This is a genomic window from Isoptericola halotolerans (assembly GCF_003003075.1).
In the GTDB taxonomy this organism is placed as follows: domain Bacteria; phylum Actinomycetota; class Actinomycetes; order Actinomycetales; family Cellulomonadaceae; genus Isoptericola; species Isoptericola halotolerans_A.
This window is the reverse complement of record NZ_PVTX01000003.1, coordinates 189,538-211,528: the sequence shown is the minus strand read 5'-3', so window position 1 is coordinate 211,528 and position 21,991 is coordinate 189,538. Positions and strand designations below refer to the sequence as shown.

Genomic DNA, 21,991 nt, shown 5'->3' with positions numbered 1-21,991 from the left:
CCGTGACCACCGCCACGACGCGACCCGACCGCACCGGCACGCTGCACGGGCGTGCGGTCGCCGCCGCCCGACGCCGGCTCCAGCGCTACCTGCTCAGGACGGCGGTCTGGTTCTGGGCGGGCTGGGGCCTCCTCGTCCTCAGCGTGCCGGTCGTCGTCGACCGCTTCGGCGGCGAGGCCGACGGGTTGACCTACGACGCCGCGGGCAGCCCCGCGCGGTGGCCGGCGTTCGCCGTCGGCATCATCCTGACCGCCGCGCTCCTGGGCACGCACCTGGCCGCCGGGGGAACGCGCCGCTCTCTCGTGGAGGGCTTCGCGCGCGGCGCCGTCGTCGGGGGGCTGGTGTTCGGCGTCCTGACGGTCGTGCTCGGCCTCGTCGAGGCGCAGGTCTACTCGGCGCTCGACCGGCCCTACCAGGGCGCGGGCGGGCTCCCGCTCGACTCCGTAGCCGGCGTCGCGGCGACCGTCGTCACCCAGACGTTCGTGATCGTCACCTACGTGCTCGTCGGCGCAGCCGTCCAGGGCGGCTACCGCCGCTGGGGACCCTGGCGCGGCACCCTCGCCGTGGTCCCGCTGCTGGTTCCCGGTGCCCTCGCCGACCTCGCGAGCCGTAGCGGCATCTTCGCGATCCCGCTGCGGGACACCCCGGTCGACTCGCTGCCCGGCCTGGTGCTCGCCGTCGTCGGAACGCTCCTCGCCGCCGCCCTGGCCGGCGTCGTCGCGCACGGCGTGCTCCGCCATGCGCGGCCACGTCCCTCCTGACCCCCGTACCTCACCCACCTCACAGAAGGAGGCCAGAGATGGCCCAGCCGATCGTGGAGGTCCGCAACCTCCGCAAGACCTATGGCGACAAGGTCGCCGTCGACGACGTGTCGTTCGCCGTCCAGCCCGGGGAGATCTTCGGGATCCTCGGGCCCAACGGCGCCGGCAAGACCACCAGCGTGGAGACCCTCGCGGGCCTGCGCCACGCCGACGGCGGCACCGTCCGCGTGCTCGGCATCGACCCGCAGCGGCATCCCGAACAGGTGCGCGAGCACCTGGGGGTCCAGCTCCAGGAGGCCGCGCTGCACGACAAGATCACCGTGGGCGAGGCGCTGCGGCTCTTCGCCGGCTTCTACTCCCGGCCCGCCGACCCCGACGAGCTCCTGGCGCTGCTCGACCTGACCGAGCACGCCGACAAGCAGTTCGGACGCCTGTCCGGCGGGCAGAAGCAGCGCCTGTCGATCGCGCTGGCGCTCGTCGGCAACCCGAGGGTCGCGATCCTGGACGAGCTCACCACCGGGCTGGACCCGCAGGCCCGGCGCAGCACGTGGGACCTGGTCGAACGGGTGCGTGCCACCGGGGTCACGATCCTGCTCGTCACGCACTTCATGGACGAGGCCGAGCGCCTGTGCGACCGGCTCGTCGTCATCGACGCGGGTCGCGTCGTCGCCGAGGGCAGCCCCGCCGCGCTGATCGACCGGCTCGACGACGACCGCACCGTCGTCGTGCGCTTCGGTACCGACGACGCCGCCCGTGCCCGCGAGGCGCTCGACCGTCTCGCGGCCGACCACCCCGACGTCTCGCGCGTCGAGGAGCTGGACGGGGGGCGCGGGGAGATCGCGGTCTCCGGCACGCCCCGCGTGCTGTTCGCCCTCGTCCCGGCGCTCGCCGAGGCCGACCTGGTGCCGGACGACGTCCGCACCGTCACCCGCACGCTCGAGGACGTCTTCCTCGCCGTCACGGGCCGCACCTACGCCCCGCAGGAAGAAGCCGAGTCCGCTCTCGTCGCCGAAGGAGCCCGGTCATGACCACGACCACGACCGCCCCGACCGCCCGCCCCCGAGGATCCGGCTGGCACGGGTTCGGGCGGCTGCTGACCACCGAGACGAAGGTCTGGATGCGTGACTTCGCCTCCCCGTTCTTCGGGATCGTGTTCCCGACGATCATCCTGCTGGGCGTCGGCTACTTCATCCCCGGGATGCGCGAACCGATCACGGACGCCCCGCCCGACTCCGTCTGGTTCGGGCTGACCCCGATCGCCACCTTCCTGCCCACCGTGCTCGCGATGGCCGTCGGCACCGCGTCGCTGACGGTGATGCCCGTGACCATCGCCACCTATCGGGAGAAGGGTGTGCTGCGGCGGCTGTCCACCACGCCGATGCGACCGCAGGGCATCGTGGCGAGCCACCTGATCATCAACATGGTCACCACGCTCGTGGGGATCGCGCTGGCGCTGGTCGTCGCCGAGGTCGCCTTCGGGGTGCCGGTGCCGGCCCAGCTCGGCGTGGTCCTGCTCGCGACCGCGCTCGGGCTGTCCGCCATGTTCGCGCTCGGGATGATGGTCGCCGCGGTGGCCCCGCGGCCGTCGTCGGCGAACGCCATCGCGATGTCGCTCTACTTCCCGATGCTCCTGCTGGCGGGGCTGTGGACGCCGGGCCCGATCATGCCGGACCTGCTGCGCGACATCGGCCAGTTCACCCCGCTCGGCGCTGCCGCGCAGGCCCTGACGACCGGCTGGTTCGAGTCCGGGTTCCCGACGCTGCAGATGATCGTCATGGCGGTGTGGACGGCCGTGCTGCTGCCCCTGGCGGTCAAGATGTTCCGCTGGTCCTGACCACCGGCCCGCGCGCCGCCGCCCCGCCCGCCCCCCCGCGCGCGCCGCCCGCCCCCTGCGCCGCCCGCCCCCGCGCGCGCCGAATGTGCAGGTCCTGACCGGTATGCGCCGTCATACCGGTCAGAACCTGCACGTTCGGCCTACGCTGCCGGAGTGAAGCCGTTCCTGCTCCTGGCGACCCGCGCCGAGGACGTCGCCGCCGACGGCGAGTACGCCGCCATCTGCCGCTACTCCGGGCTCGCCCCGGAACAGCTCCACCGGGTCCGGCTGGAGTCCCGCCCGATGCCGGCGATCGACCTCGACGCCTACTCGGGCATCCTCGTGGGCGGTGGCCCCTTCAACTCGTCCGACCCGGACGAGGAGAAGTCCGCGGTGCAGCTCCGTGTCGAGCGGGAGTTCGTCACCCTGCTCGACGAGGTCGTGGACCGGGACTTCCCGTTCCTCGGCGCCTGCTACGGCGTCGGGACGCTCGGCCAGTACGCCGGGGGAGTGGTGGACCGGCTCTACGGCGAGGCCGTCGGCCTGACCACCGTCGAACTGACCCAGGAGGGTCTGACCGACCCGCTGCTGGCGGGGCTGCCGCCGGCGTTCACCGCCTTCGTCGGGCACAAGGAGGCCATGCGCAGCCTGCCGCACGGCGCCGTGCGGCTCGCGTTCTCGCCGCGCGCCCCCGTCCAGATGTTCCGCCTGCGGTCCAACCTCTACGCCACGCAGTTCCACCCGGAGCTCGACCTCGCCGGGCTCACCCAGCGCGTGGAGGTCTACCGGCACTACGGGTACTTCGCGGCGTCCGAGGCCGACGACGTCGTCAACCGGGCGGCCGGACGCCCGGTCACCGAGCCGATGCGGATCCTGCGCAACTTCGTCGACCTCTACCGACGCTGACGCCGCCCGACGGCGGGCCCCCGGTACGCCGTCGGGCCCGGCGCCGGGACTCTTCCCGGGACCGGGCCCGACGGTGGCCGGACGGTGCAGGCGTCAGTTGACGAGCACCGTCATCACGCCGCGCTTGCTGACCTTCTTGACCTCGATGGTCGTCCCCGTACCGCCGACGACGACCGAACCGCCGGGGTTCGCCTCGTCGTAGTAGGCGAACGGGTCGGTGTCGTCGAACACCGGGTTGGCCGGCGCGCCGTCGGTGACCAGGGTGGTCATGCCGCCCTCGGTCTCACGGTGCAGGGACAGCGGTGCGGCCGCCTGCGTGCTGAACGTCGCGTCGTACGACTGGATGCGGTTGCGGGCCACGGTGCCGTCCGACCACGTCAGCGCCGCGGCGTTCGCGTCGACCGGGAGCGCCTGGCCGCCGCCGGGGTGCTGCGACGTGTTGTTGTCGCCGTAGAGGCTGTTCACGTACCAGACCAGCAGGCCGTCCTGGTAGGCGTAGTGCTCCACGGTGTCCGGTGCGGTCAGCTGCCAGCCGAAGTTGTACGGACCCGTCGCGAGCGTCGCGTCGTACCCGGCGTACTGCCGGTTCTCCGCCACGTAGTAGTGCGAGTACGTCTGCGTGTAGCTGCCGTCGGTGACGACCGTGTAGCCGTCGAGCGTCCACGCGGCCGCGTCGTCCTCGAACGAGGCCGTGAGCGCGGAGCCCACCGCGACGTCGTCCACCGCGAGCCCCGTCTCGTGGTACGCGGCGTCGTTGACGTGGCGGAAGCGCACCTGCGCGGTCTCGCCCGCGTAGGCGGAGACGTCGGCGGTCAGGTCGACCCAGGCGCCGTCCGTCGTGCCGGTGATGCCGTGCCCGAGGTTCTGGTTGTTCGGGTCCGTGTCCGTCGACAGGTTCGTGGCGAGCGGGGTGAAGGTGGCGCCGCCGTCGGTCGAGATCTCGGCGTAGGCGTAGTCCCAGTCGGCCTCGATCTGGTAGTTCACCTTCGCGGTGAGCCGCCCGTCGGCCGGGACGGTGAACGACGGCGAGGCGGCGCTCGCCGTGCGGTCGTCGCCGGTGCCCGAGTAGAGGTACTTGCCGTCGAACGGCGGCAGGACGTCGATCTTCTCCTCGCCCTCGGGGAGGTTGACGACGACGGCCTGGGACTTCTTCGTCGCGTGGAACGACGGGCCGAGGTCCACCGTGGCGGACTCGCCGGCGTCGACGGAGGTGTAGTCGAGCCAGCCGAGGAACATCTTCTCGTGGGCGCCCATGTGGTTGGGCGTGGTGCCTATGGTGCCGTCACCGTGGCCCAGCCACGAGCCGGAGCTCATGAGGTTCCAGAAGCCGGTGCCGTTCTCGCCGCCCGCGGTGTCGTAGTAGTCGGGCAGCCCGAGGTCGTGGCCGAACTCGTGCGCGAACACGCCGAGGCCACCGTTCTCCGGCTCGGTCGTGTAGTCACGGATCCAGACGTCCGAGTCGCCGATCCGCACTCCGCCGGCGGGCTCGTAGTCGGCCGGGCCGTCGCCGTCCTGCCACCCGTTCGGGTTGACGGACCAGCGGTGGGACCAGATGGCCGACTCGGGGGCGCCGGCCTCCTCGCCCGGGCCCGCGTGGATCGCCTGGAAGTGGTCGACGTAGCCGTCGGCCTCGTCGTAGACGCCGTCACCGTCGAGGTCGTACCGGTCCCAGACGTCGAAGGACTCGAGGTACTCGGTGATCTCCTCGGGGGACTTGCCCTGGGCGACCTGGTCGGCGTACCAGGCGTCGGCCGAGTCCTGGATGAACCGCGTCATGTCGACGTTCGACTCGGTCTGCCCGTAGGACGCCTGGTGGTAGGGCACGGTGACCCAGTCGGAGACGTCGCCCTGCAGGTCGAAGCGGCCCGAGCTCATCTCGTCGTAGACGCCGTGGAACGACTCGCCGCCCTGGTCGTCCAGGCCCTCGAAGAACATGTCGAGGAAGTGCTCGCGCGAGAAGTCGGACGTCCAGTACGTCGAGTTGTCCTGCGTGGTGGGCTCGGGGATCGCGTTGTGGACGGGCCCGGCGGGTGCGTCGGGGAAGCGGTCGTCGGTCCGGTCGCCGAACTCGACGAGGAAGGTCAGCAGCTGTGCCTCCTCCTCGGTCTCGTACTCGACCCACTGGCCGGGCGCGACCTCGACGACCCGGGAGCTGCTGCTGCCCTTGGCGCGGGTCTCGACCTCGGCCTGGCCGGTGGCCACGAGCTCGACGGCCTTCTGCTTCAGCTCACGTCGCTTCGTCGCGAGCGAGTCGGGGCGGTCGTCCTCCTTGACGGTCGCGCCGTCGGGCGTCGGGACGTCGATCGCGGGTGCCGCCGAGGCGGTCGGGGCGACGACGGCGGCGGCCGCGAGAGCAGCGGCGGCGCCGAACGCGCCGGTCATGCGTAGTTTCACTGTTCCTCCGGTGTGTGGAGCGTCCGGCCGTGTTTCGACCGGACGGGCCACCGCTGCCTGGTCGGCAGTTGTGGCGGGCAACACAAAACCAGAAGTTTGTGACGTGCGCGACAACGGGAGGCCCGGTGGTCCGGCTCGTGCCCGATTCGTGACCTCCGTCAGCGGACGAAGACCGTGCCCGCAGCAGGGTCCGCCCGGTACCGCTCCGCAGACTCCAGCCGCCGGCGCGTGGAGGGGGCGAGATCCTCGGGCAGCGAGCCCGGGTCGAACCACGCCACCGCGACCGACTCGTCGTCGGCGACGTGCGCGGCGGCCGCGGACGCGGCCGAGACGGGCCGCGCCAGGAAGCACAGGTCGAGGTACGCGCTGCGGTCGCCGTTCGGGTAGACCACCTCCGGCGTGGTGGACACGGCGGCCAGGGCCTCGACCTCCACCTCGACGCCGGTCTCCTCGAGCACCTCGCGGACGAGCCCTCGCGCCGGCTCCTCGCCGGGCTCCAGGATCCCGCTGACCAGGGCCCACAGCCCGTTGTCCGCGCGCTGTCCCAGCAGGAGGCGCCCGGCGTCGTCGTGCACGACGGCGGTCACGCCGGGAAGCCACAGCGGTGCGGTCCCGACCTGGGCGCGGAGGGCGGCGACGAACTCGGGGATCGGCATGGGGCGACGGTACCCGGGACCGGATCGTGGACACCGCTGGACGGTCGGGCGCGGCCGGGCGTACTCTCGTCGCCGTGGACATCCGTTGGTATTGGCGCTTTACGCCGGCTCCGCTGGGAGCTCGGCGGGCTCGCGCCTGACCGACACCTTCCACCGGAGCCAGCACAGGGCCTGGGACGCGACGCGCGTCCGGGCCCTTTGTCGTCGGGGCCTCCGGTCGGGATCGGACCGCCGCGACGCCGCCGGACCGCCGATCCCGCCCGCCACCGCCACGACCAGGAGCCCCTGATGAGCCCCACGACCACGCCCGAGGCGCACGCCACGGCCCGCCCGCGCGATACTGACCTGATGGCCGAGACCTCTGACCTGCGCGTCCGCGCGCTGGATCCCCTGCCCGCCCCGCGGACCATGCGGGCGAACCTGCCGCTGGGGACCGCGCGCAGCGACCTCGTGACGACGTCGCGCCGGGAGGTGCGGGACGTGCTCCGGGGCGAGGACGACCGGCTGGTCGTCATCGTGGGGCCGTGCTCGGTGCACGACCCGGCGGCCGCCCTGGACTACGCGCGGCGCCTCGCACCGCTCGCGCGCGAGCTGTCGGAGGAGCTCGTCGTCGTGATGCGCGTCTACTTCGAGAAGCCGCGCACCACGGTCGGCTGGAAGGGCCTCATCAACGACCCGCACCTGGACGGCACGCACGACGTGCACCACGGCCTGCGGCTCGCCCGCGAGGTGCTGCTCGGCGTCCTGGACGCCGGGGTTCCGGCCGCGTGCGAGTTCCTCGAGCCGACCTCCCCGCAGTACATCGCGGACGCCGTCACGTGGGGCGCGATCGGGGCGCGCAACGCCGAGTCGCAGGTGCACCGCCAGCTCGCGTCGGGCCTGTCGATGCCGGTCGGGTTCAAGAACGCGACCGACGGGGACGTGCAGATCGCGGTGGACGGCTGCATCACGGCCGCGAACGAGCACACCTTCTTCGGTGCGGACGCCGAGGGCCGCGCGGCCGCCGTCGAGACGGCCGGCAACCCGGACTGCCACGTCATCCTGCGCGGCGGGCGCGGCGGCCCCAACTACGGGGCGGACGACGTCGCGGCGGCGCTGGGCGTGGCCCGCACCTCCGGCCTCGGTGGCGCCGTCGAGCACGGTGTGATCGTCGACGCCTCCCACGGCAACTCGGGCAAGGACCACGTCCGGCAGGCCGAGGTGGTGCGCGAGATCGCCGCGCGGCTGGCCGAGGGCGAGCAGGGCATCAGCGGTCTGATGCTGGAGAGCTTCATCGAGGCCGGCGCGCAGAAGCCGGGCCCGCTGGACTCGCTCGTGTACGGCCGGTCCGTCACGGACAAGTGCATGGACTGGGGCACGACGGCGGAGCTCCTGGAGGTCCTGGCCGCTGCGGTGCGCTCGCGGCGGGACGCCTGACGGCGGTGCGCACCGTCGTCGGCCGCTCGCGGAAGACCCGGGGGAGGCCCCGTGACGGGCGCCACGCCGCTACGACCCATCCGCCGGGCCGTCGGCACCGAACCCATGACGTCCCGGAAGGTCCGGGACGAGCGACGCGGGACGGGTGCAGATCGACCGGACGGCTCGGGTACGGCACACTGTGACGGTGCCGCCTTCCCTGCCGACTCCTGTCGACGAAGCCCTCGTGGCGTGCGTCGACGGTGACCCGGCGGCGTTCGGGCCCGTCTACGACGCCCTGGCCCCGGTGGCCTACGGCACGTCGCTCGGCGTGCTCCGCGACCCGGACCACGCCGCCGAGGTGACCCAGGAGGTGATGGTCGAGGTGTGGCAGACAGCAGAACGCTTCGACCCGTCGCGCGCCTCGGCGCGCACCTGGGTCGCCACCCTGGCCCGGCGTCGAGCGGTGGACCGGGTCCGCGCCGAGCAGGCGCGTCGTGACCGCGACCAGCGCGACGTCGACAGCGCCATCGGCGGCAGCAGCTACGACGTCGTCGCCGAGGACGTGGAGCGCCGGCTCGAGGGGGCGGCCGTGCGCCGCTGCCTCGACTCGCTGACCGCGACCCAGCGCGAGGCCGTCGTCGACGCCTACTACGGCGGTCGGACCTACCGCGAGGTCGCCGAGCGGCTCGGCGCGGCCCTGCCCACCGTGAAGTCCCGGATCCGCGACGGCCTCGGCCGCCTGCGCGACTGCCTGGGGGTGGCCCGTGCCTGACAGCACGCGTGACTCCTGGGACCTGCTGCCCGCCTACGCCCTCGACGCGGTCGACGACCTCGAGCGCCGTGCGGTCGAGCGCCTCCTCGCGGACGACGCCGAGGCCCGCCGTGCGCTCGACGAGTACCGCGAGGTCGTCGCGGCCTTCGCCGTCGAGCACGAACCGCCGGCGCACCTGCGCGCCACCGTCATGGAACGCATCTCGGCCTCGGCCGCCGACGGCGCCACCCCCGCCGCGGACGACGGCGGCACGGCGGGCGAGGCGGAGGTCGTCGAGCTCGCCTCGCGTCGCCGCCGGTGGGGTGTGCTGGCCGTCGCGGCGGCCGCCGTGGTCGCCGTCGCCGTGCCCACGACCGTCGCGATCCAGGCCACGGTGGAGCAGAACCGCCTGCAGGAGCAGGTCGACACGGTCGCCGAGATGATGGCCGACCCGTCGGCGACCCTGCTGCGCAGCGACGTCACCGGTGGCGGCTATGCCACGGTGCTCGCGGCGGGCGACGACTTCCTCTTCAGCGCGGGCGACCTGCCCGACGTCGGCGACGACTCGGTCTACCAGCTCTGGCTGGTCGGTGCCGAGGGCGGCGTGACGTCGGCCGGGCTCCTCGAGCCGCAGGACGGCGAGGTGGAGCAGCTGGTCAGCGACGTCTCCGGCGTCGGCCTGGCGGTCTCCGTGGAGCCCGAGGGCGGCTCGGAGCAGCCGACCACCGACCCGATCGTGGTCCTCGCCGAGGGCTGAGCAGTCCCGCCGGGCGGCGTGCCATCATCGCTCGATGACGTCGATGCCCTGGATCCCCGACCCGGCGTGCGGTGACTGGGTGCGTGCCGGCCTGGACCCCGAGGGTGATGGCCGGTGGACCATCCACACCGTCGTCCCGCGCGGCTTCGAGGCCTACGCCAGGGTGCTCCACCCGCTGCGACGCGAGGACGACGGCGCGGACGTCCGGTGGTCGCAGGTCGCGGCGGCGTTCGGCACGAGCATGAGCCCGACGGCGGACCTGGACCGGCTGTGCCGGCGCCCGCGGTCCGGCAACGAGGACGTCGTGACGCCCCAGGGCGAGGCGCTCAAGGCGCCGGTGGAGGGCCTCGTGCCCGCCGACCTGCTCGCCGTCCTCGCCGGGCACCTGGCGCGGCACACCTCCACGCCGGATCGTGGCGTCGTGGGCGTCTGGGAGGGGATCGGGGGACTGGTGTCCTCGGCGGGCCGCGACTCGTTCGTGGCCTGGACCCCTGTGTGGTGGCTGCGGTGGCTCGTGGTGCCGGCGTGGAAGCTGATCCGGGCGGCGCGCCGGGCCGTCGTCGAGCTCCGGCACCGGCGCCGGTTCCGCGGGAACGTCGAGTTCGGGCTCGCACCACCGGACCCGGACGCCCCGGCCCCCGGCACCGGCATCCTCGCCGCCGACGCCGCGGCCGGCCCGCGTCTCGAGCTGCCCTACCGCAGCCACATCCTCTTCGCGGTCGGGATCGAACGGTTCACCGGCCCGGGATGGATCGAGGACGCGCCGTGGCTCGACGACCTGGACCGCCGGCAGCAGGACCCTCGGACCCCCGCGGTCTTCTGGCCCGAGGACCGCTTGTGGGTCGCCACGAACGACGTCGACGACGCGTGGACCCTGGTGGGCGGCTCCCGGGCGCTCGTGGACGCCCTCGTGGGCGACCCGGCGCTCGAGGCGCTCGAGCTGCCCGCGGGCGCCGTGATCGAGCACGCCGCGCCGGAGCGGTAGCCGGACCTGGTTGGCCCGCGTCCGGGACGCCGGGCACACAGAAGACCGGGCCGCCTCGTTCGACGACGAGACGGCCCGGCCCCGAAGGCTCCCGGTCACCCCCTGCGTGCCCGGGAACCGGACCGTGGGGTGCCGGTCACATGGACGGCATGAGCACCGAGTCGACGAGGTAGACGGTGGCGTTCTGCGTCATGACGCCGCCGCAGACGACGTTGGCGTCGTTCACCATGAGCTCGTCGCCCTCGCCGGTGACCTCGACGGTCTCGCCCTGGACGGTCTCGTGCTCGCCGGCGATGTCCTCGGGCAGGATCTGGCCGGGCACCACGTGGTAGGTGAGCACCGAGGTGAGCAGGTCGGCGTCGGTGGACAGCGTGTCGATGGTCTCGGCGTCGACCGCGGCGAACGCGTCGTCGACGGGGGCGAACACGGTGAACTCGTCACCGTTGAGGGTGTCCACGAGGTTCACGTCGGGGTTGAGCTCGCCGCTCACGGCGGAGGTGAGGGTGGTGAGCATCGGGTTGTTGGACGCGGCCACGGCGACCGGGTCGGTGGACATGCCGGTGATCGAGCCGGCGCCGTCGGGCACCTCCTCGGCGTAGGCCTCGCAGCCGGGGCCCACGAGGTTCGCGGCGGGATCCATGGCCATGTCCGACTCCGTGTCCTCGGACTCCATGTCCTCCTCCATGGGCGACTCCTCCGCCATGGGCGACTCCTCGGTCATGGTCTCCTCGGAGCCCGACATGTCGGAGTCGTCGGAGGAGCAGGCGCCGAGGGCCAGCAGTGCCAGGGTCGCGAAGCCGGCGGCGGCGGTGCGGGTACGAACGTTGTTCATCGATCTCTCCTTGCCTCGTCGCCCCGACCTCTTTCCGGGGCGCTTCACCGGGGGTTCGGAGCCCTTCCCGCGGCGGATGGGTGGATGGGGGAGAAATTTTCAGGTCGGTGACGCGCGCCCTCGCCCCCGCCCTTGCAGACTCGGGGGATGGGTGACGAGCAGCGGTTCCGCGGGCAGATCCTCGGGTGCGGCACGACGTCGGGCACGCGCGTGGTCGTGGGGCACTGGTGGGAGTCGCCGTTCGGTGCGTTCGCGGACGCGATGGTCGAGGACGCCGCCGGGCACCGGGTGCTCGTCGCACCGCCGCACGTCGCGGACTTCGTGGCCACCACGTACCGGTTCGACGAGGTCGTCGAGGCGTCGGTGTCCGTGCGGGCGGACACCGGCCGCGGCACCGGTGGCCACCTCGAGGCCGCGGCCGGCCCGCTCCGGCTGCGTGCCGCCGTCGGACGCCGCACCGCGCTGGGCCGGGTGCTGCGGCTGGTGCCCGGCCGGCTCGCCGCCGCGCCGACGTTCGCGCTGCTGACCGACCCGGTCGCGCGCCTGCTGCTCCACGGCGTGCGCACGCGCGGCAGCGCCGGGAACGGGCGGAGCGAGACCTACGGCGCGACGGACGTCTGGAGCCTCACGGCGGTCCGCGCGAGCTGGGAGGGCCGCGACCTCGGGGCGCTCGCGGACGTGGACCCCCCGGTGCGGTTCGGGTTCGGCTCCACGCCGCGACGGCCGTCCCTGACGCAGGTCGTCACCACCGTCCGCGGGTGACGAGGTCGGCGCGCCCGGCGCGCGCCCACCCATCCGTGCGGCCCACGGTTCCGAACCTGCGGCATGGAGACCTTGATCATCATCGGCCTGCTCGGCGGCCTCATCACCGGCATCTCGCCGTGCATCCTGCCGATGCTGCCGGTGATCTTCTTCGCGGGCGGCGTCGAGGGGGCCCGGCAGCGTACGGAGGCCGCCGGGGGACGCATCGCGGCCGACGACGGCGCACCGGACGGGGGCCCGGACGCTGCGGCCGGCGAGGGCGGCGGCGTCAGCCCCGCGCTGTTCGCCGGAGCGCCGTCGGCGGTGCGGGTCGGCCGGTCGGGGCAGGTCACGAGCGGTCCGCGGACGGGCCGCGGCGGCACGGTGACGCTGCCCCTCTCCCCGGAGGAGCCGGCGCCGGGCCGCGACGACCGGCGCCCGAGCCGGTCCGCGAGCAGTGCGGGCCGGTCGTGGCGCCCCTACCTGGTGATCGCCGGGCTGGTGCTGAGCTTCACGGTGTTCACGCTGCTCGGCTCGGTGCTGCTGACGGCCCTGGGACTGCCGCAGGACCTGCTGCGCTGGCTGGGGATCACGCTCCTGGCGGCGATCGGCGTCGGCATGATCGTGCCGCGGATCGAGGAGGTGCTGGAGCGCCCGTTCCAGCGCATCGCCGCGTTCGGCTCCCGGAAGGGTGCCGCGCGCCAGGACCGCGGTGCGTTCCTCCTGGGCCTCGGGCTGGGTGTGCTGTACGTGCCGTGCGCGGGGCCGGTGCTGGCCGCGATCACCGTCGCGGGGGCGACGGGCAACATCGGGCCGGGCACGGTCGCGCTCACGGTGAGCTTCGCCGTCGGCGCCGCGATCCCGCTGCTGGTCTTCGCGCTGGCGGGCCGCCGGGTGGCCGAGCGGGTGCGCGGGTTCCAGCGCCACCAGCGCGGGATCCGCGTGACCGGCGGTGTCGTGATGATCGTGCTGGCCGTGGCGCTCGCGTTCGACGTGCCCGCTCAGATCCAGCGCGCGCTGCCGGACTACACCGGCGCGCTGCAGGAGCAGGTCGACGCCAACGAGTCCGTCCAGGAGGCCCTCGAGCTGGGCGGCATCGTCACCGACGCCAACCGGGAGCTGTCGAACTGCACCAGCGGGTCGACCGAGCTGGCGGACTGCGGCACCGCACCGCCGCTGACGGGCATCACGCAGTGGCTCAACACGCCGGGGGACGAGCCGGTGGCGCTGGAGGACCTGCGCGGCCAGGTGGTGCTCATCGACTTCTGGACGTACTCGTGCATCAACTGCCAGCGCGCCATCCCGCACGTCAACGCCTGGTACGACAAGTACCAGGACGCCGGGCTGGAGGTGATCGGGGTGCACACCCCGGAGTTCGCGTTCGAGCGGGAGACGCGCAACGTGATCGCGGGCGCGGAGGACCTGGGCGTGGAGTACCCGATCGCGCAGGACAACTCCTACTCGACGTGGACCACGTACCGGAACCGGTACTGGCCGGCGGAGTACCTCATCGACGCCGACGGCACGGTGCGCTACCTGAAGTTCGGCGAGGGCGACTACGCCGTCACCGAGCAGCACATCCGTGACCTGCTCGTCGCGGCCGACCCGGGCGTCGAGCTGCCGCCGCCGTCCGACGTCGTCGACACGACGCCGGACGCGGAGACCACGCCGGAGACGTACCTCGCGCTCAACAAGGTCTTCAACTACGCGGGCCCGACGGCGTACGGCAGCGGCGAGGAGACGTTCGAGCCGGCGGCCGAGCAGCAGCCGGACACGTTCTCGCTGGGGGGCACGTGGGACGTCGACTTCCAGGGCGCCACGGCGGTGTCCGACGACGCCCGGCTGGTCCTCGCCTACCAGGCGACGGACGTGTTCGCGGTGCTCGGCGGCGAGGGCACCGTCACGGCGCGGGTGACCGCCCCGGACGGGACGGTCCGCTCCGAGGAGGAGATCGCCGTCGGCGGCAACCCCACGCTGTACGACGTGCTGCGCGGCGACGGCCCGACGGACGGCACCGTCGAGCTGGAGGTGCCCGCCGGGGTGTCGGTGTACACGTTCACCTTCGGGTGACCGGGCGGCGGGTCAGGACCAGCCGGCGCCCGGCGCGGCTCAGACGAACGACTCCAGCGTGGCGCGGTCGACGGGTCCCTCGGCGCGGATCAGCTTCTCGACGTCGTCCATGCGGTCCCAGACGTTGATGCCCATCCCCGCCTGGACACGGCCGCCGTCCACCCAGAACGCGACGCACTCACGGTCCTCCGGCGACCCGCTGAGCACCACCTCGCCGCTGGTGACGCCCTTGACCTCCATGCCGAGGTCGAACTGGTCGCTGAAGAAGTACGGCAGCACGTCGTAGTCGCCCCCGGAGCCGAGCATGGAACGGGCGGCGTGCTTGCCCGTCTCGTCGGCGAACGCCCAGTGCTCGACCCGCAGCGGTCGGCCGTAGCGCGGCGACGGGACGGAGGCGATGTCGCCTGCCGCCCAGACGCCGGGTGCGGAGGTCCGGAGGCCGCCGTCCACGGCGATCCCGCCGCCGTCGGCCGCCGACCGCAGCTCGATGCCGGCCGCTCCGGCCAGGTCGCACTGCGGGGTGACGCCGACGCCGACGACGACGGTGCCCGCCTCGAGCGTGGTGCCGTCGTCGAGCTGCATGCCGGAGATGCTGCCGGAGCCGGTCAGGGCGGTCACCGACGTCTCGCGCAGCAGCCGGACGCCGTTCTCCTCGTGGAGTCCCGCGAAGATCTCGCCCACCCGGGCGCCGAGGCCGTGCAGCGGGTGCGGCGACCTGCCGACCACGGTCACCTCGCGGCCGAGCTGCCGCGCCGACGCCGCCACCTCCATCCCGATCCACCCGTCGCCGACGACGACGACCGGACCGTCGTTGCTCAGCGCGTCCTGGAGGCGGTCGGCGTCGACGACGGTGCGCAGGTGGTGCACCCCGAGGAGGTCGGTGCCGGGCACCTGGAGCCGGCGGACCCGCGAGCCGGTGGCCAGCAGCAGGCGCGAGTACCGCAACGACCCGCCCGGTGCCGCCTCGACGCTGCTGCTGCCCACGTCGAGCCGGGCGGCCGACGTGGAGGTGCGCAGGTCGACGCCGTGCTCGGCGTACCAGTCCGCGTCGAGGGGGAACAGGGCGTCCTGGCCGGCCTCCCCGCGCAGGTAGTCCTTGGAGAGCGGCGGGCGCTCGTACGGCGGGACAGCCTCACCGGTGAGGACGACGAGATCGCCGTCGTACCCCTGTTCGCGCAGCGTCTCCGTGGCGCGGGCGGCGGCGAGCCCGCCCCCGACGACGACGATCGGCTCCATCGGTCCTCCTTCGTCCGTCCTGCGTGACCTGCCTCACAGCCTGTCACGTCGGACGGCGCTGTGCTGTCGAATGTCTGGAACGGGTCGCAACAGGAGGGTGAGCAGCATGAGGATCGCAGTCGCCGGGGGGACCGGAGTCGTCGGGAGGCACGTCGTGGCCGCCGTGGAGCGTGCCGGGCACGAGGCGGTGGTGCTGTCCCGCGGACGGGGCGTCGACGTGGCGACCGGGAGCGGGCTCGACGCCGCGCTCGAGGGGGTGGACGCCGTCGTCGACACGCTCAACGTCACGAGCCTGCGGGAGAAGGTCGCCACGGAGTTCTTCACCACGACGTCGCGCCACCTGGTGGCCGCCGGCGTGCGGGCCGGCGTCGGCCACCACGTGCTGCTCTCGATCGTGGGCATCGACCGGGCGTCGGGGTACGGCTACTACCGCGCCAAGCTGGCGCAGGAGGAGGTGGTGCGAGCGGGGGACCTGCCGTGGTCGGTGGTGCGCGCGACGCAGTTCCACGAGTTCCCCGGCCAGGTGCTCGGCCAGGTCCCCGGCCCGGTAGGGATCATGCCGCGGATGCGGTGCCGGCCCGTCGCTGCGGCCGAGGTGGGGACGTACCTGGCCGAGGTCGCCGCCGGGCCGGCCCGAGGGCAGGCGCCGGAGATCGCGGGTCCCCGCGAGGAGCAGATGGCCGACATGGCCCGCCGGCTGCTGCGCGCGCGGGGACGACGGCGGTGGGTGCTGCCGGTCGACTTCCCCGGGGCGGGAGCCGCGTTCCGGGGTGGGGCGTTGCTGCCCGACGGCGAGGGGCCGCGAGGGTCGGTGACCTTCGACGAGTGGCTGTCGGCATCGCAAGCCTGACGAACGTAGAAAACCTGTCGGGACACCAGAGGCGGACGAGGTCCGTACGAGGTCCGTCGATCCGGTCCTCCGGCACACCCGGTGGGTGCTGGAACGGCTGGACGACCCCGTCGAACTGCCGGCCGACAGGCGTCGACCGTCTACGGCGTAGCGCCGGGCTCAGGCCCGCGGCCGGGCGCCACGGTCGCGTCCGCATCCTTTTGACGGGTGGTCGTCGCCAGGCCACCCACCAGGACGACGGCGCCCGACAGCACCAGGTACAGCGCGAGCAGCAGGGCGACGGTCGTCGTGTCATCGGTGGGCCCGGCCAGGAGCACGACGCCGAGCACGAGCCAGAGGGCCGCGTTGACGAGCTGCCAGTCCCACGCCATCGTGCGGGCGGTACGGCCCCGCAACCCGCCGGCGAGGGCCATGGCGCCGGCGACGCACGCCCAGATGCCGACGAGCAGGAAGAGCAGCGGGCTCGTCATCGACGGCCAGACCACGATCAGCACGCCCGCCACGATGCTGACGATCCCCGCGACGAGCCGGGCGTTGAGGTCCTCACCGTCGGAGCCGCCGGTGGCACGCCGGTTCTCGACCACGAGCAGCACGCCTTGGACGGCGATCACGATGCCGACGAGCCATCGGAGCCACGTCAGGCCCTCCTCCGGGTTGAGGAACAGGACGACGCCGGCCACCAGCTGGACGGCGCCCCGGAGGTAGACGAGGCCCCACAGTCGCCGGGCCGTGCCGACCGTGCGGCTGGACATCGGGGCGCTGGCGTCTGACATCTGCGTGCCTCCTCGTGGCGCTGCTGCCTGGTGCGATGCTACGAGCGAACCTGCCGCTGCGCGCTGCGAGGCGTCAGTCGAACAGCCCCGCTGTGGCGCCGATGACCGGCCACGCACCCTCGGAGGTGTTGCCCAGCACGCTCACCGTCGTCGAGGTGGCCGGGTCGTGCGTGGAGCCGAACGAGACCCCGGCGTCGTAGCCCTCGAGGATGACGGCCGGACCTGTGCGGTGCCGCCAGAAGCCCATCCCGTAGCGCAGGTCCTCGGCCGGGACGTCGTGGCGGGCGCGGGTCATCTCGTCGACCGTCTCCCGTGCCACGATCTGCCCGGCGAACAGCGCCCGCCAGAAGCGGTGCAGGTCGCCGGCCGTGGTGCAGATGCCGCCGTCGCCGTTGCCGAGCACGGGAAGGTGCAGCAGGTTGGTGCGGTTGCCCGTCGCGTCCAGGTACCCGAGGGCGACGTCCCCGGGCAGGTCGTCGGAGCGGAGGTAGCGGGTCGCCGTCAGGCCGGCGCGGTCGCAGACCTCGGTGTGCACCAGGTCGTGGAACGTGCGCCCGCTGACCCGTTCGGCGATCAGCGCCAGGACCACGTACCCACCGTTGTTGTAGGCGAACCGCTCACCCGGGCCGAACTGCTGGGGGAACCCGTCCAGCTCCGGCAGGAACGCCTCGGCACGGTCCAGCAGGTGCACGGGGGAGCGCAGGACGTGGTCGTCGACCTTCCAGTCGGCCTCCTCGTCGAGGTAGTCGCCGATGCCGGACGTGTGCGTCAGCAGGTGCTCCACCGTCACCGCGTCGTCGACGAGAGGAAGATCTGCGCCCAGGACGGCGCGCGCCGGCGTCGTCAGGTGCAGCGCGCCGTCCTCGACGAGCCGCATCACGGCCAGGGCGGTAAAGGCCTTGCTGCCGCTCGCGACGCCGAACCGGTGGGACGCCGTGTTCGGCACCTGCAGCGCGCGGTGGGCGTCGCCGGACGCGCGCTCGAGGACGCGGTCGTCCGCGACGTCGACCGCCACGACGCCGGAGAACTGTCCCTCGGCCGCGGCCTCGGTGACGGCCGCGTCGAGCCGGTCCACGTCGATGTGCATGAGGCCACGCTAGGAAGTCGCTGCTGCGTCGTCCAGGGAATACGTGGCGCTCACGGTGCGAAGCCTGCGAGCTTGTCGGGGTTGACCTGGATGAACATGTGCTCGATACCCGCAGCGGTGACCTCGAGCGACAAGAGCCCGGTGAGAGTTCCGTCCCGCCGGAAGGACAGCGCGGGACGTCCGTTCGCCTCGACGAAGCTCGCCTCGACGCCGTCACCGTACTTGCGCCAGAGGCTGCCGAAGAAGAGCGAGACCCGCTCGGCCCCCACCAGGTCGACACGGGCGGCGTGCACACGCCCGCCACCGTCCGAGCGTGCCACGACCTCCTCGGCCAGAAACTGCTCGAAGCGGCTCAGGTCCCCGTCCCGCGCGGCGGCGAGGAACTCTCCGAGCAGACGACGGTGCTCGTCCCGGTCCACGGTGACCGCATCACGGCTGCCGAGACGGTCGCGCGACCGGCGTGCGAGCTGGCGTGCGTTCGTCTCGGTCAGGCCCAGCGTCTCCGCGACGCGGCGGTAGGGGTAGCCGAAGGCCTCGCGCAGCACGTAGACGGCCCGCTCGACAGGAGTGAGCCGCTCGAGCAGGACCAGCACCGCGACCTCGAGCGCCTCGGCCCGTTCGGCACCCAGGGCGGGGTCCTCCGAGGTGTCGACCGGTTCGGGCAGCCACGGACCCACGTACGTCTCGCGCCGAGCGTACGCCGACGTCGTCGCGTTGATCGACAGGCGCGTCGCGACCGTGGTCAGGAACGCAGCAGGGTTCTTGACGCGCGACCGATCGGTGCTCTGCCACCGGATCCACGTGTCCTGCAGGACATCCTCCGCCTCCGCAACACCACCCAGCATGCGGTAGGCGATCCCGAAGAGCTGCGGCCGGACGGAGAGGAACGCGTCGAGGGCTGCGGTGCCGTCCTGCTCGGCGGAGTGCTCGGGCACGGACGGGTCCGACGTCATGTGGCCACGCTACGCCAACGGGTGCTTCGTGGCCGGGTACGACGAGAGGCCCCTGGGCAGCGTTCCCGCTGTTCAGAGGGCCTCTCGGCTGGTCGGGGTGACAGGATTTGAACCTGCGACCTCTTCGTCCCGAATGAACGTTGACGTGCCCTGATGCCGCCGGAACCGCCGGTTTCGGCGTCCGTTGGTGTCCGCCCACGGTCGCGCCGGTAAGCCAGCAGTTGCGCCAGCAGGGAGGCCAGGACGCTCAGGCGATGTAGTGGCCGTTGAGCCGAACGAGAAGTCGCATGTGGAGTCCGGCATCGGCCGGGTTGACGCGCTCGACGGCGAGTTCGTATGGCTGCTTCATGATCTGGTGGACGTAGTCGAGCAGGGGCGTCGGCACGTAGCCGAGCCGTCCGCCATCTCTCGTCACGAGCAGTGCGCGATTCGTGACAGGGTTGTTCGACTCCAGTCGCAGAGCCAGATGGTCTCCGGGGCGGAGTTGGTCGATCTCGCGACGCTCAGCTGCCGTGAGGTGCCGGACTCCGTGCACCAGGAACGGAAGGCTGACATCGCCCGGCTGGGGCAACGGTGTCAGCTCGTAGGTGTCGCCGGTACGGCCCCCGCCCGAGACCGCGAGGACCTCGAACGGGCTCGCATCGCGGGGAAGCCCGAGATAGCTCAGCGTCTGCTCGCGCTCCGGTCGGTGCGGGTCAATGATGCGCTCGGCGAAGATCGGGAACAGTGCCTCGCTTCTATGCCGCTTGCCTCGGGGCAGGCCTGGGAGCGAGCGATCTGCGGTCGAGTCGTACTCGAAGGAGTACTCGACGCCGTTGAAGGTCAAGGTCCCCACGCGCGCGAAGCGTCGGGTCGCCGGGTCCTGCCGGCTGACGAGGAGCTGGTCAGTCTTGAGCAGCGTTGTCATCGCACAGCCTCCTCCGGTTCTCGAGTACGACGCGTTCCATAAATGTAGACGCGACCACTGACAGTCGCTGACCCGGTGCGTCCAGTATGGCCCTCACTCCGGAGTCGTCGAGCCGAGCGAGTCGACGCAGCCACTCGGCTGCGTCCGCTCGCCGTACCGCGGTGAGGGAAAGATCTACCAGACTCTGCTTGCGTGGAGTGAAGGGATTTGCTCTTCCGCGCCGGGCGAACGCGGCTGGGTCCTTGACCCTACGGTTCTCGTCGGTCAAGCCGGCTCCGAGGGCGGTGCCGTGATCGTAGGTGGGAGCGAGGAAACGTTCGCCGGTCTCCGACTCCAGGAGAGCCCAGTTCCCCGGGTGGCGGTCACTGTTGCCGACGAGGGCGTCGAGAACGAGGTATCCAGCGAACGCGCCGAACGCAGTGAACCCAGCCAACCCTGGCGGAGGATTGACGCCGGAGAGAACCCGCTCGACCGCGTCGAGCGTGTAGCCCTCATCGCGATGCATACGCCCAACAGGGGCCCGCGCGGCCGAGCCCTCCGACTGTCGGACGTACCCTACGACCTCCGGGAGATACGCCGCGCCGGTGTTGAGGCTGAAACCCTCCGGAGCGACATTGCGCGAGACCAAGCCCAGCTCGCCGTCGTGGACGGCATAGCGGCAATCAGCCGCGGGGATGCCCAGGAGGCCCGCCAGGCGGGAGGCAACGACCTCCGCGCAATCAGTCAGCGCGTGCACGTCGCCGCTCGCCGTAATCTGTCTGGACTTCCACAACCAGTGCTCCTGGCGTGGGGCGTCAGGGTCTGGCGCAAGCCAGCGCTTGTTGGGGTCACGGCCACCTGGCTCGTCACGAATGACCGCCCAGTCGGTGACGTCGATCTCGTCCCCGTGGGCGTCGGCAATCGAGGCCTTGGTCATTGGTCCGCCCCGAGCTCCATCAGCACTGTCTTGGTGATCTCGGACTCCTGCGTGTCACTTGTTGTCGCTCCGCAACTCCGGGGTCAAGCCCCGTCAGAGCGCGGGCGCCGTCGGGCATGGCTCCGAGTGTATGGACAGTGCGGGCGACGGCAATGCGGCTCTTCGCCGATCCGGTGGGGAACGACCATGACGAGGTGTCAGAGGTTCGTGTCCCGGCCGTTGCTCGTCGCATAGGGTCCGGGGATGGAACGATCCGGCCTTGTGCGTCTGGCGCACTCCGAGCATCCGATCGCGTCGCCGCTGAGCGATGCCCGCGTTGATGGCCTGCTCGACCGGACGACGGGCGGTCGGGGGAGCGTCCTCGACCTCGGGTGCGGTGACGGCACGTGGCTGCTGCGGGCGCTGGGCCGCGAACCCGGCCTCACCGCGGTGGGCGTGGACACTTCCGATGTCGGGTTCGAGGAGACGCTGGCCAAGGCTGCTGCCGCAGGGGTGGCCGACCGGCTGACGCTGGTTCAGGGCGACGTTCGAGAGTACGTGAGCGAGGCGCCGTTCGACGCGGTGCTCAGCGTGGGCTCGGCGTACGCGTTCGGGGGCCTCGGACCCACGCTCGAGGCTGCGCGGGGCCACCTCGCCGCCGACGGTGTGCTCCTGCTCGGTGACTGCTTCTGGCCTGCGCCTCCGACGGCGGCCGTCCTCGACGGCCTCGGTGGCCTCTCGGTGGACGAGTACCTCGACCTGCCCGGCACGGTCGACGTCGTGGCGCGGCACGGGTGGGCGACGGTGCACGGGCACGTCAGCACGCAGGAGGAGTGGGACGACTACGAGTGGGCGTGGACGGGGGCGCCCGCTCGCTGGGCAGTCGAGAACCCGCATCACCCGGACGCGCATGAGGTGCTCTCCGCGGTCGAGAGGCACCGCGACGGCTGGCTCCAGGGATACCGCGGCGGTCTCGGGTTCATCTCGCTGGTCCTGCACCCGGGCCGGGCGGCCGTCACAAGTCCTTGAAGATCCCTCTCTCGGCAGCGGTGAAGTCGGTGGGGGCAGCGTGCCCAGACGGAGCGCTGCCGCGCCCCCCGCTGCGCTACTCCCCACCGGATCGGCGCAGAGACGGCAATGCGGGTCTGGCTCGCCGTGTTGGTCAGGCAAGTTGTGCTGGAGGGGCGCGGCGGCGTGAGAAGGATGGCAGTCGGGCCGTGTCAACT

At 72.5% G+C, this 21,991-nt stretch carries 21 protein-coding genes; 12 read left to right on the top strand and 9 right to left on the bottom strand.

Translation table 11 applies throughout. From position 1 onward, the window contains the following. The first annotated feature begins 2 nt into the window (after positions 1-2). The 4 genes from BCL65_RS06440 to BCL65_RS06425 all read left to right on the top strand — a co-directional run bounded on the left by BCL65_RS06440 (position 3) and on the right by BCL65_RS06425 (position 3,480). Positions 3-761 (top strand): hypothetical protein, encoded by a 759-nt coding sequence (locus tag BCL65_RS06440; RefSeq protein WP_125206498.1) that lies wholly within the window; start codon positions 3-5, stop codon positions 759-761. 38 nt (positions 762-799) lie between these two features. Further along, positions 800-1,789 (top strand): ABC transporter ATP-binding protein, encoded by a 990-nt coding sequence (locus tag BCL65_RS06435; RefSeq protein WP_106266274.1) that lies wholly within the window; start codon positions 800-802, stop codon positions 1,787-1,789. Continuing rightward, on the top strand, positions 1,786-2,595 hold the full coding sequence (locus tag BCL65_RS06430; RefSeq protein ID WP_106266272.1) for an ABC transporter permease: 810 nt from the start codon (positions 1,786-1,788) through the stop codon (positions 2,593-2,595). Before BCL65_RS06435 ends, BCL65_RS06430 begins: the two co-directional genes overlap by 4 nt. A gap of 153 nt (positions 2,596-2,748) precedes the next feature. Continuing rightward, entirely contained in the window at positions 2,749-3,480 is a 732-nt protein-coding gene (locus BCL65_RS06425; RefSeq protein ID WP_106266270.1) for a glutamine amidotransferase, read from the top strand. A gap of 93 nt (positions 3,481-3,573) precedes the next feature. On the opposite strand, the gene BCL65_RS06420 is transcribed toward BCL65_RS06425, so the two are convergent. Further along, complete coding sequence (locus BCL65_RS06420) at positions 3,574-5,862, bottom strand: M6 family metalloprotease domain-containing protein (protein WP_243400839.1); 2,289 nt, start codon at positions 5,860-5,862, stop codon at positions 3,574-3,576. 170 nt (positions 5,863-6,032) lie between these two features. Further along, positions 6,033-6,530 (bottom strand): NUDIX domain-containing protein, encoded by a 498-nt coding sequence (locus BCL65_RS06415; RefSeq protein ID WP_106266267.1) that lies wholly within the window; start codon positions 6,528-6,530, stop codon positions 6,033-6,035. A gap of 288 nt (positions 6,531-6,818) precedes the next feature. Here BCL65_RS06415 and BCL65_RS06410 point away from each other — a divergent pair, with 288 nt between their 5' ends. From BCL65_RS06410 to BCL65_RS06395, 4 genes are all read left to right on the top strand, one after another. Continuing rightward, positions 6,819-7,946 carry a 3-deoxy-7-phosphoheptulonate synthase gene (locus BCL65_RS06410; protein WP_374956670.1) on the top strand — a complete coding sequence of 376 codons (1,128 nt, stop codon included), beginning with the start codon at positions 6,819-6,821 and terminating at the stop codon, positions 7,944-7,946. 187 nt (positions 7,947-8,133) lie between these two features. After that, the gene (gene sigK / locus BCL65_RS06405) at positions 8,134-8,700 is read left to right on the top strand and encodes an ECF RNA polymerase sigma factor SigK (protein WP_243400838.1); all 567 of its coding nucleotides are present in this window, start codon (positions 8,134-8,136) and stop codon (positions 8,698-8,700) included. Continuing rightward, positions 8,693-9,436 carry an anti-sigma factor gene (locus tag BCL65_RS06400; RefSeq protein WP_106266264.1) on the top strand — a complete coding sequence of 248 codons (744 nt, stop codon included), beginning with the start codon at positions 8,693-8,695 and terminating at the stop codon, positions 9,434-9,436. Before sigK ends, BCL65_RS06400 begins: the two co-directional genes overlap by 8 nt. A gap of 34 nt (positions 9,437-9,470) precedes the next feature. After that, positions 9,471-10,421, top strand: coding sequence for a hypothetical protein (locus tag BCL65_RS06395; protein WP_125206497.1), 951 nt, complete (start codon positions 9,471-9,473; stop codon positions 10,419-10,421). 136 nt (positions 10,422-10,557) lie between these two features. Here the strand turns inward: BCL65_RS06395 and BCL65_RS06390 are convergent, their stop codons facing one another. Further along, positions 10,558-11,253: a fasciclin domain-containing protein gene (locus BCL65_RS06390; protein ID WP_106266260.1), complete on the bottom strand. Its 696-nt coding sequence runs from the start codon at positions 11,251-11,253 to the stop codon at positions 10,558-10,560. Positions 11,254-11,400: 147 nt separating this feature from the next. On the opposite strand from BCL65_RS06390, the gene BCL65_RS06385 reads away from it, so the two are divergent. Further along, positions 11,401-12,015 (top strand): hypothetical protein, encoded by a 615-nt coding sequence (locus BCL65_RS06385; protein WP_106266258.1) that lies wholly within the window; start codon positions 11,401-11,403, stop codon positions 12,013-12,015. Between the two features lie 63 nt (positions 12,016-12,078). Continuing rightward, positions 12,079-14,064 carry a cytochrome c biogenesis protein DipZ gene (locus BCL65_RS06380; protein WP_106266257.1) on the top strand — a complete coding sequence of 662 codons (1,986 nt, stop codon included), beginning with the start codon at positions 12,079-12,081 and terminating at the stop codon, positions 14,062-14,064. A 39-nt stretch (positions 14,065-14,103) separates the two neighbouring features. On the opposite strand, the gene BCL65_RS06375 is transcribed toward BCL65_RS06380, so the two are convergent. Beyond that, positions 14,104-15,300 (bottom strand): NAD(P)/FAD-dependent oxidoreductase, encoded by a 1,197-nt coding sequence (locus BCL65_RS06375; RefSeq protein ID WP_106266255.1) that lies wholly within the window; start codon positions 15,298-15,300, stop codon positions 14,104-14,106. Positions 15,301-15,406: 106 nt separating this feature from the next. Here BCL65_RS06375 and BCL65_RS06370 point away from each other — a divergent pair, with 106 nt between their 5' ends. Continuing rightward, positions 15,407-16,150 (top strand): SDR family oxidoreductase, encoded by a 744-nt coding sequence (locus tag BCL65_RS06370; protein ID WP_106266254.1) that lies wholly within the window; start codon positions 15,407-15,409, stop codon positions 16,148-16,150. A 140-nt stretch (positions 16,151-16,290) separates the two neighbouring features. On the opposite strand, the gene BCL65_RS06365 is transcribed toward BCL65_RS06370, so the two are convergent. The 5 genes from BCL65_RS06365 to BCL65_RS06345 form a co-directional block, all read right to left on the bottom strand. After that, on the bottom strand, positions 16,291-16,923 hold the full coding sequence (locus BCL65_RS06365; protein ID WP_106266252.1) for an HdeD family acid-resistance protein: 633 nt from the start codon (positions 16,921-16,923) through the stop codon (positions 16,291-16,293). Positions 16,924-16,996: 73 nt separating this feature from the next. Further along, the gene (locus tag BCL65_RS06360; RefSeq protein WP_106266250.1) at positions 16,997-18,010 is read right to left on the bottom strand and encodes a serine hydrolase domain-containing protein; all 1,014 of its coding nucleotides are present in this window, start codon (positions 18,008-18,010) and stop codon (positions 16,997-16,999) included. Positions 18,011-18,060: 50 nt separating this feature from the next. Further along, positions 18,061-18,963 carry an RNA polymerase sigma factor SigJ gene (gene sigJ, locus BCL65_RS06355; RefSeq protein WP_106266248.1) on the bottom strand — a complete coding sequence of 301 codons (903 nt, stop codon included), beginning with the start codon at positions 18,961-18,963 and terminating at the stop codon, positions 18,061-18,063. 247 nt (positions 18,964-19,210) lie between these two features. Then, a complete protein-coding gene (locus BCL65_RS06350) occupies positions 19,211-19,870 on the bottom strand; it encodes an HIRAN domain-containing protein (protein ID WP_106266247.1) in 660 nt (219 codons plus the stop codon). Beyond that, positions 19,848-20,786: a hypothetical protein gene (locus BCL65_RS06345; protein WP_106266245.1), complete on the bottom strand. Its 939-nt coding sequence runs from the start codon at positions 20,784-20,786 to the stop codon at positions 19,848-19,850. Before BCL65_RS06345 ends, BCL65_RS06350 begins: the two co-directional genes overlap by 23 nt. Positions 20,787-21,029: 243 nt before the next feature. On the opposite strand from BCL65_RS06345, the gene BCL65_RS06340 reads away from it, so the two are divergent. After that, complete coding sequence (locus BCL65_RS06340) at positions 21,030-21,794, top strand: SAM-dependent methyltransferase (protein WP_106266244.1); 765 nt, start codon at positions 21,030-21,032, stop codon at positions 21,792-21,794. The last annotated feature ends 197 nt before the right edge of the window (positions 21,795-21,991 follow it).

Coding starts and splice junctions, on each gene's coding strand:
- BCL65_RS06435 (WP_106266274.1), top strand. CDS start 800: ATGGCCCAGCCGATCGTGGAGGTCCGCAACCTCCGCAAGACCTATGGC.
- BCL65_RS06430 (WP_106266272.1), top strand. CDS start 1,786: ATGACCACGACCACGACCGCCCCGACCGCCCGCCCCCGAGGATCCGGC.
- BCL65_RS06420 (WP_243400839.1), bottom strand. CDS start 5,862: ATGACCGGCGCGTTCGGCGCCGCCGCTGCTCTCGCGGCCGCCGCCGTC.
- BCL65_RS06415 (WP_106266267.1), bottom strand. CDS start 6,530: ATGCCGATCCCCGAGTTCGTCGCCGCCCTCCGCGCCCAGGTCGGGACC.
- BCL65_RS06410 (WP_374956670.1), top strand. CDS start 6,819: ATGAGCCCCACGACCACGCCCGAGGCGCACGCCACGGCCCGCCCGCGC.
- BCL65_RS06395 (WP_125206497.1), top strand. CDS start 9,471: ATGACGTCGATGCCCTGGATCCCCGACCCGGCGTGCGGTGACTGGGTG.
- BCL65_RS06390 (WP_106266260.1), bottom strand. CDS start 11,253: ATGAACAACGTTCGTACCCGCACCGCCGCCGCCGGCTTCGCGACCCTG.
- BCL65_RS06385 (WP_106266258.1), top strand. CDS start 11,401: ATGGGTGACGAGCAGCGGTTCCGCGGGCAGATCCTCGGGTGCGGCACG.
- BCL65_RS06380 (WP_106266257.1), top strand. CDS start 12,079: ATGGAGACCTTGATCATCATCGGCCTGCTCGGCGGCCTCATCACCGGC.
- BCL65_RS06375 (WP_106266255.1), bottom strand. CDS start 15,300: ATGGAGCCGATCGTCGTCGTCGGGGGCGGGCTCGCCGCCGCCCGCGCC.
- BCL65_RS06370 (WP_106266254.1), top strand. CDS start 15,407: ATGAGGATCGCAGTCGCCGGGGGGACCGGAGTCGTCGGGAGGCACGTC.
- BCL65_RS06365 (WP_106266252.1), bottom strand. CDS start 16,923: ATGTCAGACGCCAGCGCCCCGATGTCCAGCCGCACGGTCGGCACGGCC.
- BCL65_RS06360 (WP_106266250.1), bottom strand. CDS start 18,010: ATGCACATCGACGTGGACCGGCTCGACGCGGCCGTCACCGAGGCCGCG.
- sigJ (WP_106266248.1), bottom strand. CDS start 18,963: ATGACGTCGGACCCGTCCGTGCCCGAGCACTCCGCCGAGCAGGACGGC.
- BCL65_RS06350 (WP_106266247.1), bottom strand. CDS start 19,870: ATGACAACGCTGCTCAAGACTGACCAGCTCCTCGTCAGCCGGCAGGAC.
- BCL65_RS06345 (WP_106266245.1), bottom strand. CDS start 20,786: ATGACCAAGGCCTCGATTGCCGACGCCCACGGGGACGAGATCGACGTC.
- BCL65_RS06340 (WP_106266244.1), top strand. CDS start 21,030: ATGGAACGATCCGGCCTTGTGCGTCTGGCGCACTCCGAGCATCCGATC.